Consider the following 13,920-nt stretch of genomic DNA (forward strand, 5'->3'; position numbering starts at 1 on the left):
ATCATTGTTTATAATGAGAATTTTACACCCAAATTCACACGCTTCATAATAGGATAAGCTCCATAGTTGGCACCAGCACCAGAGAAGTTACCTTCACGGTCATCCGGCATACGCGACCACATCCACAAGTTATTTCCACTTATGAAAACCCGTAGACCGGAAATACCCAATTGACGTGTCAAAGTATTTTTAAAAGTATATGAAACTTCCACATTCTTCAAACGGATAAAAGATGCATCGTATACATATTGCGTACCATTATAAGCCGCTACTTTTGAAGAAAGCCAACGAGGAGTAACAAAATCAGCTGCATCCCCCGTTTCTGACCACCAACTACCAGTATCAAACACTACATTATAACGGTTGGTAAAGCAATCAAGACTTACAGTACGGTTTACATTAGTCACACCGTAGAACTGGGCAAAACAGCTAAAACCTTTCCATTCAAAGCCCACAGTTGCATTATAAGTATTTTGTGGAGTACCGGAATAACCGTAAGGAGCCTGGTCGTCCTGGTCAATTATACCATTTCCATCAAAGTCCACAATATAATAATCACCGGGAATACGGCTGTCGTTATTCGCCTCATGCTTAGGGCTACCATACAATTCATCATACGAACCGATAAAACCTTTATCAATGTAATAACGTCCTTGTCCCATGGAGAAACCGGCATCTTTACGATAACTTGGCAAGAGCGGTTTATCATCCTTCACAATCACTTCATTTTCCGAATGAGTCATGCTTAGGTTAGCCCACACACGCATTTCATTCTTGAATTTTTTATTGAAACGTAGTTCAAGCTCATAACCACGGGTATTCACTTTACCCTTATTGACAGTAGCAGGTTTTTGTCCGTAATATGAAGGAACCGAACGGCTACTACCCCCGATAAGAATATCTGACCGTTTGTCACGGAATACTTCCACACTACCGGCAAACAAGCCTTCGAACAAGGCATAGTCGATACCGAAGTTCAATTTCTTCACCTTTTCCCAGTGTACATCTTCGTTTCCTACGACACTCTCCCTATACCAACTATAAGGACTCTTTCCACCACGTTTTGAAGGATCCATATAGGTCTGCCAACTTTTATTATAAGCCCACTGATCCTGAAAAAGCCAGCGACCACTCACGTTATCGTCACCTATTTCACCATAAGAAGCCCTGATTTTCATCATATCCAAGATTTTCTTGTCACGTAAGAAAGCCATGAACGGTTCTTCACTAATCATCCAGCCAATGGCACCCGAATTAAAGAAAGCAAAACGGTTATCCTTGCTAAATTTCTCCGAACCATTGTAAGCACCGTTGTATTCTACAAAATAACGGCCGGCCCAATCATAAGTTGTACGGAAAGCCCAGTCTTCACGATAGTGAGGGATTTCACTACCTTTGGCAGTTTCCTGACGACTGAACAACCCCATTGCCGTAACACTGTGTTTGTTGAAATCACGTGCCCAGTTCAACTGTAACTGATAGTTCAAATTACGTTGAGTAGAGCCATTAGCCACTGTACCACCTTTGGTTTCCCAGTCCAGAATAGGATACATATCAAATTGATTATTACTGTCGAACGGGAACTGATAAGTTACAAGTCCTGTATCAGGATCAATATATTTACGACGTTGATTCGAGCCATTGTTGGATTGAGGTTCTTCGATACCACGGTCATTTTCTACAAATGTATTATCCCAAGCAATCATACCTCTGATTTTCAGCCCCTTGGTAATGAAATCCAACTTCTGTTCCAACACAAAATCGGTAGTAATACGCGTGGTAGTATGCTGTGCTGCACCACCGGTTGCAATCAAGTCGATGGAGTTGTACATATTGATGTCAGAGGGATAGAACCCCAACGAACCATCACTGTAACGTGGAAGAAAGATATCAGGGGGTGTACGGTATACACCTGCCCATGCACCTGCCTGTTTAGTAGCTGTACCACTGGTAGCACTACTATAATAAAAAGGACGCTCGTTCTGACCGCTGGAACCTGCCACACTCACCTTGAAAAGAGTAGTTTTAGTGATGTTGAAGTCCAGATTACTACGCATATTGATACGATTGTAACCATATCCGTTATCATAACCACGTCCTGTTTCGAACTCACGGAACAAGTCACCCTCATGTACATAGTCAATGGAAGCAAAATATTTTACGAACTTAGTACCACCACTAATATTCATGTTAGCATTGTAAGACATGGCAAAATCTTTGAACAATGCATTCTTCCAATCAACATTCGGATACCGTTCACGTTGTTCCACAGTAGTTTGATTACGGAAATTATCAATAAAATCCTGTGAACGGATATCATTCCATGAGTCAGGATTTAAATTCAATTCATGTTCAATGACCATATTACGAGCCATATAAGCGTCGTAAGAGTCCAATTTATTAGGTATACGAGAAGGTGTTTTAAGTACCGCATTAGCAGATACATTGATTTTTGCTTTACCTTCCGCTCCACGCTTAGTGGTAATCAAGATAACGCCATTAGCACCTTTCACTCCGTAAACAGCTGTAGCAGAAGCATCCTTCAGTACAGACAATGTTTCTACAGAAGCCATATCTACACTGCTCATAGGACGTTCCACACCATCTACCAACACCAGTGGATCACTGCTGTTCCAAGAGCTGGCACCGCGGATTGTAATTTTAGGCTCTTCATCACCCGGCATACCGTTGTCTTGTGCTGTGATAACACCCGGCAGATTACCGGTCAAAGCCGAGCCTATATCTGTGATACCGGCTGCACGCTCCAGTACCTTACCTGTGGTCTGAGTAATAGCTCCTACCACACTAGCTTTCTTTTGCTGACCATAACCCACTACTACCACTTCTTCCAGTTGTTGGGAGTCATCTTCCAGTACAATACGAATAATACCTTTAGAGTTCGCTTTAATTTCTTTCGACTTCATGCCGATGAACGATACCACCAAAACAGAATTTTCTTTAGGGACAGTTAAGACAAAATTACCGTCGATATCAGAAATGGTACCTACAGAATTGTTGCCTTTCAATACGACAGAAGCACCAATAATACTCTCTCCATTGGAATCGACAACCACTCCCCGGACCTGTAATCCTTGCGCCTGCAAATTCAGGCACGAAAATAACATTAACAGAAACAGGTAAGGGATTTTTCGCAATTCTTGTTTCACATCTTTCATTATCTTTCTTTTAAATTAAAATGTTGCATTTTATTTTGAATGTTTTTGTTTACTCAATTGTTATATGTTCCTCATTTCTTCAATGAGTTATAATCAGAGTAAATCATTATATACGAATGTATATTCCCTAAATAGAAAGCTACGAGGGATGGGGAGGTAAGAGGGTGTTTTTCATGTCGGTTAATTTATGTTTAATAAAAATTCATCTTCACAATGCATAGATTTAACTATTTTTTATGCATTTGAATATGCAAATATATGCTTATTATAATATAATAAGTATTATAAAACTACATCAAAACTTTCTCAACTTCCATTTAGGACTACATCAAGAGTTTCACATTAAAATTATATCACGCTGATAAACAATAAATTATCACAAAGTCATTATATATCATCAGAAGTTTAAGTGTTTTTCAGGAAGAGCCACATTTTTTAGTTTATAAATGAACAAAACAGAAGTGCTGCAAAGGTTATTTATTGATAAAGGATAACAGGACTTTAACATAGTTTCATGCAGTATTCTCCTAAGTATTCTTTGGAAAAAACTAAAAAGACACGAATTCATACCTTTACTTATAAGGATGAATTCGTGCCTTGTCTATTCTATCAAGTAAAATATTAATAGTCGAATTTCGTTCGGTTAAGAAAAGCTACGGTTTTATGGATTTCTTTATACATCACAATATCATCTTTCACAAACGGTACTTCCTTACGATATTCGTACAAAAAACGTTCTAATACCGGAGAAGTCTTCAGTGGACGGCGAAAATCAATACCCTGCGCTGCATTCATCAACTCAATGGCAAGAATATGTTCCAAATTGTCCATGATACGATAAAGTTTTGTGGCAGCATTAGCTCCCATGCTGACATGGTCTTCCTGTCCGTTACTGGAAACGATAGAGTCACTGCTAGCAGCATAACAATACATTTTATTCTGGCTCACCATTGACGCGGCAGCATACTGTGGAATCATAAAACCCGAATTTAGACCAGGATTGGCAACCAGAAACTCGGGTAAACCGCGCAACCCCATAATGAGCTGTGCAATCCGACGCTCAGAGATATTACCCAGTTCAGCAAGCGCAATTCCCAAAAAATCATACGAAATAGCGAGCGGTTGTCCATGAAAGTTCCCACCGGAAATAATACGGTCTTCTTCGGGAAAAATAGTAGGATTATCCGTCACTGAATTAATCTCTGTAAGTAAAACAGAAGAAACATAACGGATTGCATCTTTCGTTGCGCCATGTACTTGAGGAATGCAGCGGAAAGAATACGGGTCTTGTACATGCTTGCCAGAACGCGTTATAATCTCACTGTCTACCAACAGTTTACGAAAATTATCTCCTGTTTCAATCTGTCCTTTATGGGGGCGTATCTGCTGGATACAATCCATAAAAGGGTCAATACGCCCATCAAAAGCTTCCAAAGAAAGAGCAGCTATCAAGTCGGCCTTCTTAGAAAGGCGAAAAGCTTTAAGGATAGCAAACACACCATTGGCACTCATAAACTGTGTGCCGTTCAGCAAGGCAAGTCCCTCTTTACTCATCAATTTGACAGGTTCCCAACCGAATTCATCCAGTACACTGATAGCTTCGCGTTTCTTCCCTTTATAATACACATCACCTACACCGATAAGAGGAAGAAAAAGATTGGCAAGGGGAGCAAGATCGCCCGAGGCTCCCAGTGAACCACGGTCATAAACGATAGGCATCACATCGTTATTAAAAAAGTCGAGGATACGTTGCACCGTAATAACCTGTACACCGCTATGTCCCAACGAAAGGGCATGCGCCTTGAGCAACATCATCAATTTAATAATGACGGGACGAATTTCCTCACCCACACTGCAAGCATGGCTTTTGATTAGATTTTCCTGTAAAGTGCCCAGTTCATCCGATGAAATACTTTTACTGCATAAAGATCCGAAACCAGTAGTAATCCCATAAAGCGGTTCTTTTGAGGAAGCAATTTTCTTATCCAGATAATCACGGCATTTCTGTATGCGCAGTTTAGCTTCGGGAGCCAACTCCAGCTTCAGGTTTTCGTTGATAATACGTTCGATAAGGTCGAAGGTAAGTTCGCCCGAACCTACATAGTAGACATTGTTCATACTTTGAGTTCCAGATTGATTTCGTCCAACAATTCTTTTTCTTTCTCACAGGCATGTTGTTCCAGAGCATCAGCTTCGTTTTGCAACTTGGACACAAACTCCTTATCCTTCAGTGAAGCAAGATTGATGCGTACATTCATCAATGCACCAAGCACAGCAGAACGGGCAGCCATCATGGCTACACAAGCATCTGTCACAGCATTCCTATTTCCCAAACGAGCTACATCCATAATGATATTCATCAGCTCATAGGCATTCCGGGCTACCTGCATAGGTATAAGAGCGGCAAACTTGGTAGCTTCCTGGATAGCAATACTGCGGGCTGCCTTTTCCTCATCACTGGCTTTAGGCATCTTGAAGCAGGCAAATACACTGTCGTACGCTTCAGAATCCCGATCGATATCTTCTACAAATACATTTTTTGACTGTACTGCAATATCGAAGATATGCCGCATCAGTTCTTCATGAGTTTCATAACCTTTCTTTCCAATAGTAAGACTTGCGACCATCGCTGCCAAGGCAGAAGCAATAGCACCATTCAATGCAGCGACACTTCCACCACCTGGAACAGGGTCACTACCCGCTACTTTATCCAAGAAATCTTTTACAGTTAAATCTACTAACATATGCTTTCAAATTTACTTCCTCATCTCCCCAAAAGAAAAATGAAGATACTTTTGTTTATACTTTCTGATATCCTATCAAAACACCCAATTACCCCCCTTCTCTTTCAAAGGATTGAGAAATAATATCACGATGTTGTATAAAGTACCCCTTCCTTTATCGTTGTACTTACACAATTCATACCAACGTAATAAGGCAGGAAATGATAATTATCCGTATTCAGCACTACAAAATCACCTTTCTTCCCTACTTCAATACTACCGATACTATCAGCACGACTTAAAGCAGCAGCACCGTTCAGGGTAAGAGCAGTAATAGCTTCTTCAATACTCATCTTCATATAGATACATGCCAACGCAAAAGTCAACGGAATGGAACCGGAGAAACAACTGCCCGGATTTAAATCAGTAGCAAGTGCCACAGCACATCCTGCATCAATCATCTCCCGTGCACGGGCATATGATTCTTTTAGTGCGAAAGCAGTCAGAGGAAGTAAAGTTGCCACAACCCCCTTGTCTGCCATTGCACGGATATCACCGTCGGAAACATGCAACAGATGGTCGGCAGAGACAGCGGAAAGTTCAGCAGCCAATCCGGCACCTCCCAAGGGAACGATTTCATCAGCATGAAGTTTCAATTTCAATCCCATCTCACGAGCGGCAAGCAGAAGACGACGGGACTGCCCGATGGAAAATACACCTTGTTCGCAGAAGACGTCGCAAAATTCCGCCAAATTATTTTGAACGACACCAGGCATCACCTCACGAATAATGAAATCGAGATACTCGTCAGTCCGTCCACTATATTCTTGGGGCACGGCATGTGCCCCAAGAAAAGTAGAAACGATATCTATCCGTTTGTGCTCATCGTTATTCAAACTACGCATCACACGGAGTTGCAGAAGTTCCGTTTCCCTATCCAGTCCGTACCCGCTTTTACCTTCTACGGTAGTAATCCCCATTGCAGACATCTGTTTAATAAAACCTTCCGCCTTTCCACGCAACTGGATGAAATTACTGTCACGAGTAGCTTTCACCGTACTCACAATACCGCCACCCCGTTCCATAATCGACATATAACTCTCACCTTTCAGGCGCCATGAAAATTCCTCGGCACGTTCACCGCCAAATACAAAATGTGTATGCGAATCGACAAAACCCGGCAATAAACATTTGCCACGGGCGTTGTAATGCCAGTAGCGCCGGTAATAACCATCGCGTTTCTCTCCTCTATTGGGCCCGACGTATGTAATGATACCGTCGGTTACCTCTACCGTAGCATTGTCCTGTATCAGCAATTCCGACATTTCTGTTCCCCTCCGGGCCGAAAAACCGATAGGCGTTACAACACGGGTATTGAATATTATCAGGTTTTCTTTCATTTATACGTATTTTGCAGTTCGTCTATTCTTCCATAATCCTTGCTTCCAATACCTGCTGCATCGAAAAGTTTTCCAATCCGAGGTAATAGGATGCCGTATCGATCAATGCCTCCATCGGAACAAGCCCGATAATTTCGCTACCTACAATGCTGACACCGTAACGACGGGCTTCAATACGTACCATTTCAAAAGCACGGTAAAGAGCAGTACGGGTATAGTCGGTCATGTTAATAGATACTTGGGTGATACCCCTGTCTTTCAGTTCCACTCCCATTGCCTTGCAGTAGCGGAGTCCGCCACCAATATATCGGATTTTCTTGGCAATATCATGCGCAATCTCCAGGCTCGGAGTGTTGAGATTAATGTTATATGCCACCAGCGGCATACGTGCACCGATAGCTACTGTTCCAGCGGTGGGATGTCTTTCGGCCGGTCCGAAGTCAGGTTTCCATTCGGGTAGTTTAATCTTTTCTGCCATTCCCTCAAACTCTCCCTTACGGACAGCCGCAAGATTCTCCCGATGAGACGCCGACGCAGATCTCTCATAAAGAAAAACAGGAAGATTATATCGTTTCGCCACTTCCTCTCCCACTTCTTTGGAAAGTGCAATAGCTTCTTCCATCGTCGTATTCTTGATGGGTATAAATGGAACCACATCTACCGCCCCCATCCGGGGATGCTGTCCCTGATGTACATTCAGGTCGATAAAGCGCACTGCTACGCCGATAGCCTCGAGTACGGCATCCCGAAGCGGTTCAGGCTCGCCTACCACAGTGACAACTAATCGGTTATGGTCTTCGTCGTTACTATAATCCAATAGTTTTACCCCTTGCCTGCCCCTGAAAGGAGCCACTATCCGGTCGATTTTCTGCAAATCGCGCCCTTCGCTGAAATTGGGAACACATTCTACGATTTTATTCATGATTGTTATATTTTTGTTAGATTACACTATCACCCTGCCACATCAACACCTTACGACCTTTGGGTTATGCATTTCTTTATCAGTTCCTCATCCGCCACATATGGCATCGTAATATGATACCCATTTGCATGTGTACGGTTAAATTCCTCACTTGTCTCCATGGCATGTTCGTTCCGTGCCCAGGAACGACGTGCCACACCGCCCATCACATCCCAAATCATAGCCGAACGGAGTATCTCATCCACCCGTTCCGAACCGTCACACACCATACCAAAACCGCCATTGATAGCTTTTCCGACGCCGACCCCACCGCCATTGTGCAATGCAACCAGGCTCATGCCACGTGCACAGTTTCCGGCAAAGCACTGCACCGCCATATCAGCCATCACATTACTGCCATCTTTGATATTGGAAGTCTCCCGGAACGGAGAATCCGTACCGCTGACATCATGATGGTCTCGTCCCAACATAATCGGGCCGACCTCTCCGTTACGCACCATTTCATTGAAACGCAACGCTATCCGCATGCGTCCTTCAGCATCCTGATATAAGATACGCGCTTGTGTACCTACTACAAGGTTGTTTTTCTCCGCATCCCTAATCCAATTATAATTATCCAAATCTTGTCCGCGACGTGCCCGATCGATACATTCCATAGCCGCATGGTCAGTCTTCACCAAATCTTCGTGTTTACCGCTGAGACACACCCAACGGAAAGGCCCGTAACCGTAATCAAAAAGTTCCGGTCCCATGATATCCTCCACATAGCTGGGAAAAATAAATCCGTCCTTATCATTACCTTCACGCGCAATCTCCGGTACACCTGCATCGTAAACAGCTTTCATGAAAGAGTTTCCATAGTCAAAGAAATAGGTACCACGATCTACCAATGCTTTTATCGCAAGAAAATGGCGCTTCAGCGTAACATCCACTTTACCACGAAACTCTACCGGATTTTCGTGCAGCATCTGTGTACGTTGTTCAAATGTCACCCCCACAGGGCAATAACCGCCATCGTATACCGCATGGCAAGAAGTTTGGTCGGACAGTAAATCGATGGATATATTCTTACCGACAGCATATTCCAGTAAATCCACCACATTACCATGATAGGCGATAGAAATCGGCCGACGGTCACTCATAGCATTCTGCGCCAGTAAAAAAGCTTCTGAAAGCGCCCCTGTAACATGTCCCACCCATCCCTGCCGACGACGGGTTTCAATACGCGAAACATCTACCTCTGCAATGATGGCGGCAGCTCCCGCCATTTCCGCAGCCTTGGGTTGTGCACCACTCATGCCCCCCAAACCGGAGGATACAAAAAGACGCCCGCGCAAATCTCCATCCTGCGGGATACCCAGTTTCAGTCTTCCGGCATTGAGAAGGGTATTGAACGTACCATGAACGATACCTTGCGGACCGATATACATCCATCCCCCAGCAGTCATTTGTCCATAATTGGCAACACCCATCTGCATGGCGGTATGCCAGTCTTGCTGGTTGTCGTAAAGACCTACCATCAGCGCATTGGTTATAATGACACGTGGCGCTTCGGGCTTGGACTTGAACAACCCCAACGGATGTCCGCTTTCAATGACCAATGTCTGTTCCTGTGTCAAGACTTCAAGATATTGCTTGATAAGACGGTATTGCATCCAGTTCTGGCAAACCTGTCCCGTCTCACCGTACGTCACCAGCTCGTACGGATAAAGGGCTACGTCGAAACACAAATTATTGTCTATCATCACTTGAAAGGCTCTTCCCTCAATGCATTTTCCCTCATATTCATCAATCGGTTTCGCTTTAAGGTCGCCTTGCGGACGATAACGATAAGCGTAAATCCGTCCACGCGTACGAAGTTCTTCCATGAACTCGGGAGCAAGGGTTTCATGCAGTTCTTTAGGAACATAACGCAGGGCATTCTTCAACGCTGTAGCAGTTTGCGCTGGGGTCAGGGTGTAACCACGGTCGGGCGCCCGGCGGATACCTTCTATAAAAGTAGGGTAAGCGGGCAAAGTCTTACTCAAAGTAATCTCCATAGTATATCGGTATAAACGGTTACAATTTGTCAACATGCGATAGCCTGTATCTGCCGCAATATAAAAATAAATCCCGATATTCGCAATAGAATACCGGGATTATTTATCATTTAGTCAAAACTCATTCCTAACACATCCGGATGACCATAACGTCATTCATTTACCGGAATGGGTGGATTTGGCTGTTAATTGTCGCAAATACTTTCCGATGACCTCCGCCGATTCACTGGTTTCTTTTGAAAATGCTTGCTGCAAAGCAGGAGTATCGTCCAGCAATTTCATCATCTTGTCTCTTCCTACAAACTCAGCACGTCCGGTTTCGGGGTTAAGTTCATAATAAACACGTGCATGAACCAGTCCGGAAGCATTGATGGCATTTCCCACGTCTCCACCGAGCTTCGCGGCATCAGGTGGCGTGGCGGTACTTGTTGCAACCTGTCCCACAGGTTGTGCACAAAAATAGATCTTATCGCCCACCCACATGGCAGGAGCATACCAATGTCCGAAACGGAAACGCTTATAACGCATCTTACGACAATTGACATACAGTGCCGTGTCTATCCGAACGGCATAACAACGGGATTTCAGATACCGGCAGAGCCCGGAATTCTCATCTGCCGTAATGCGATAATCAGCACCACCCATCAAATAAATCTGATTTTTGGCGCGCTTCTCTACCTTCAGAATGGACACTGTGTCACCGCAGTCTTCTACCAGTTCTTTCAAGTTGGCATACATTATCTGCTGTGCCGCACATGGCAAAGCCAATAATGCAAAAATCACGAACAACCAACGCCTTTTCATATCGCTATCCTTTCTTTTTGAAACTTTACTTTATTGAGCGAAAGGTACATTATTTATTGTTATTCGGCAAGTATACAGGAAAAAAATCTATCAATACAGGGTGAAAAAATATTGTTGCGGACGAGAGTGGAAGATATAAGGCAAGAGGAAGACACAGTCAGAGAACGAAACAATTTCTATTGGGGAAGAAAAAGTGTCCAACTTGTGAATAAGTTATATCTCGCATGCCGGGATGTGTATCTCGCGTGCCGAGATGGTCATCTTCAATGCCAAGATGTATATCTCGCGTGCCGAGATATAACTTTTCCGCAGAATGCATATCTTTGGGTAATAACAGCATCTTACTTTATACCCTATCTCAGTTCATTCTATCCTTAAGAGAAAGCGGGATGTCGCATATTTATCTTATCTTTGTCTTCGTATATAAAAAAAGACAGAAGACAATGAAGGGTAGTATCGAGGAAGTCAGCCATACATACCGCAGTATCGCGGAAAGAGGCCAACAAGAGCTAAATAAGACACAACAGCAGATATATCGTATCGGTACGTTGCGGTTGCTGTTGTTCATTGCCGGTATAGTGGGAATTATCTACTTCCGGTCGGACGGCTGGATGACAGTGGTAGTCATTGTGCTCGTAACGCTGTTGCCGTTTATTCTGTTGATAAAATATCACAACCGCCTGTTCTATAAAAAAGATTATCTAGAGAAGAAGGTTGAAATCAACCGGCAGGAGCTGGCTGCGCTGAATTATGACACTTCTGCCTTCGACGACGGTAAAGAGTTCATAGAACCTGCGCATCTATATACATACGATCTGGATATTTTTGGTCCACATTCGATGTTTCAATATATCAACCGCACATGTACGGAGTTGGGGAAAAAGTCACTGGCAGAATGGTTGGGAAAACATCTGGAGAGGAAAGAGGAGATATTACAAAGACAAGAGGCTGTACGGGAATTAACGCCGGAACTGAAGTTCCGCCAACGTTTCCGCATTCTAGGTTTGCTGCATAAAGGGAAAGTAGCTGATAAAATGGAACTGAAAGAATGGGCAGCAAGTCCAAGTGTTTTCCGTAAAAAACGTTTTCTACGAGTGTTACCCAAAGTGATTGCGGGAATAAATGTGTTATGTATAAGTTTAGTGATTGCCGGTATACTGCCTGCATCATTATGGGGAGTTATCTGGATGATATTTGTGATTGCCAGCTTCGGCTTCACAGGAAAAATTACTAAGATGCAGGCTGTATATGGCAAGAAACTACAAATTTTGGGAACGTATGCGGAATTGCTGCGACTAATGGAAGAACAACCGATGCAATGTACATTACTGAAGGACATAAAAGAAAAAATAGGTGGTGAAAGAAGAAAGGCGTCGCACTCTATCAGCCAACTAAGCAAGTTGATGAATGAATTGGACCAACGAAACAATGTCTTTATGTATATCATTCTTAATGGTCTGTTCTTATGGGAGTTGCAACAAATAATGCGTATCGAGACTTGGAAGGAACAGTATGCAGGCGAATTACCCCGCTGGCTTACTGCTATCGGACAAATGGATGCACTCAATTCCCTAGCTACTTTCGCATATAATCATCCTGATTATATTTATCCGACAATACTGAAAGAAAAGGGATTTCGTTTTCGCGCAAAAGCTTTAGGACACCCGCTGATGCATCGCGACCGCTGTGTCCGTAATGATATCGATATGGAGAAACGACCATTCTTTATTATTATTACGGGAGCAAATATGGCCGGAAAAAGTACGTATCTGCGTACTGTGGGCATTAATTATCTGCTCGCCTGTATCGGGATGCCTGTCTGCGCGCTAAATATGGAGGTCTACCCAGCACGACTTATCACCAGTTTACGCACCAGCGATTCTCTAAACGATAACGAGTCGTATTTCTTTGCGGAACTTAAACGTTTGAAACTTATCATTGATAAATTACAGGCAGATGAGGAATTGTTTATCATTCTTGATGAAATTCTGAAGGGAACTAATTCAATGGATAAACAGAAAGGATCGTTTGCTCTTATCAAACAGTTCATGGCGTTACAGGCCAATGGTATCATTGCCACACATGACTTGTTATTGGGTACACTCATTGACTTATTTCCCAAGAATATCCGCAATTATCGTTTCGAAGCGGATATAACAGATAATGAGTTAACATTTTCTTATCAGCTCCGGCCGGGTATCGCTCAAAATATGAATGCATGCTTTCTAATGAAAAAAATGGGGATTGCCGTCACCGACTAATCCCCAATCTTTACTAAAAACGTGCTTTAATCGTCCTCGTAAATTTACATATTCTTACATCTTAACAAAAATGCAGATACTGCCGCAGCCTCATTATCTGTAAAATAGCGCACGGATGTTATCGGTGTGTATGTATACGGCACAAATTGGAATAACTGTACGGCGGCAAACTTATTATCTTGAGAAAGCATCACATCCATACGTATGTTTCCACTTGCATCACCTTTCACACTAGATTCACAGTCCAACTTTCCGTGTTCAATCATTTCTGTCAACTGGTTCATATATTTCAAGTCAAAGAAAAGGCTATGTTCTTTTGCTACACTCCCAGTAGGAAGATATACAATTTCTTTGGATTTCCAGAACAAACGGAAAACACCTAATAAAACTAATGCCGTACCCAGTACCATTAATGCCATACTGACTGTGGAAGATTTATCACTCATCTCAAAGATGGATGCAAAGATCAAAATACCTACTAACAGCATTGCTACTGAAAGGATAAGGCCAGAAACACTTGTACGCTTTACAATATCGGGATGTTCAGACGCAAAAAGTGTTGCGTCAACAGTTTGAGTTGCCATAATAATTTGTT

At 43.0% G+C, this 13,920-nt stretch carries 9 protein-coding genes; 1 reads left to right on the top strand and 8 read right to left on the bottom strand.

Annotated features, from left to right (window positions below):
- Nucleotides 1–8: 8 nt before the first annotated feature.
- From DXC10_RS00085 to DXC10_RS00115, 7 genes are all read right to left on the bottom strand, one after another.
- The gene (locus DXC10_RS00085; RefSeq protein ID WP_101541742.1) at nucleotides 9–3,176 is read right to left on the bottom strand and encodes a TonB-dependent receptor; all 3,168 of its coding nucleotides are present in this window, start codon (nucleotides 3,174–3,176) and stop codon (nucleotides 9–11) included.
- A gap of 621 nt (nucleotides 3,177–3,797) precedes the next feature.
- Nucleotides 3,798–5,294, bottom strand: coding sequence for a histidine ammonia-lyase (gene hutH / locus DXC10_RS00090; protein WP_101541743.1), 1,497 nt, complete (start codon nucleotides 5,292–5,294; stop codon nucleotides 3,798–3,800).
- Entirely contained in the window at nucleotides 5,291–5,920 is a 630-nt protein-coding gene (locus DXC10_RS00095) for a cyclodeaminase/cyclohydrolase family protein (RefSeq protein WP_117737137.1), read from the bottom strand. The genes hutH and DXC10_RS00095 overlap by 4 nt, the downstream gene beginning before the upstream one ends.
- A gap of 125 nt (nucleotides 5,921–6,045) precedes the next feature.
- Nucleotides 6,046–7,299, bottom strand: a complete 1,254-nt coding sequence (gene hutI, locus DXC10_RS00100; protein ID WP_101541745.1) for an imidazolonepropionase — start codon at nucleotides 7,297–7,299, stop codon at nucleotides 6,046–6,048.
- Between the two features lie 22 nt (nucleotides 7,300–7,321).
- A complete protein-coding gene (ftcD, locus tag DXC10_RS00105) occupies nucleotides 7,322–8,221 on the bottom strand; it encodes a glutamate formimidoyltransferase (RefSeq protein ID WP_117737138.1) in 900 nt (299 codons plus the stop codon).
- A 50-nt stretch (nucleotides 8,222–8,271) separates the two neighbouring features.
- Entirely contained in the window at nucleotides 8,272–10,260 is a 1,989-nt protein-coding gene (locus tag DXC10_RS00110) for a urocanate hydratase (protein WP_117737139.1), read from the bottom strand.
- Between the two features lie 156 nt (nucleotides 10,261–10,416).
- On the bottom strand, nucleotides 10,417–11,064 hold the full coding sequence (locus DXC10_RS00115; protein WP_101541748.1) for a DUF6563 family protein: 648 nt from the start codon (nucleotides 11,062–11,064) through the stop codon (nucleotides 10,417–10,419).
- 443 nt (nucleotides 11,065–11,507) lie between these two features.
- Here DXC10_RS00115 and DXC10_RS00120 point away from each other — a divergent pair, with 443 nt between their 5' ends.
- A complete protein-coding gene (locus tag DXC10_RS00120) occupies nucleotides 11,508–13,325 on the top strand; it encodes a MutS family DNA mismatch repair protein (RefSeq protein ID WP_117737140.1) in 1,818 nt (605 codons plus the stop codon).
- A 44-nt stretch (nucleotides 13,326–13,369) separates the two neighbouring features.
- Here the strand turns inward: DXC10_RS00120 and DXC10_RS00125 are convergent, their stop codons facing one another.
- A complete protein-coding gene (locus DXC10_RS00125) occupies nucleotides 13,370–13,909 on the bottom strand; it encodes a hypothetical protein (protein WP_101541750.1) in 540 nt (179 codons plus the stop codon).
- Nucleotides 13,910–13,920: the final 11 nt, after the last annotated feature.

It is taken from the genome of Bacteroides sp. OM08-11, assembly GCF_003438665.1.
Classification (GTDB): Bacteria; Bacteroidota; Bacteroidia; order Bacteroidales; family Bacteroidaceae; genus Bacteroides; species Bacteroides cutis.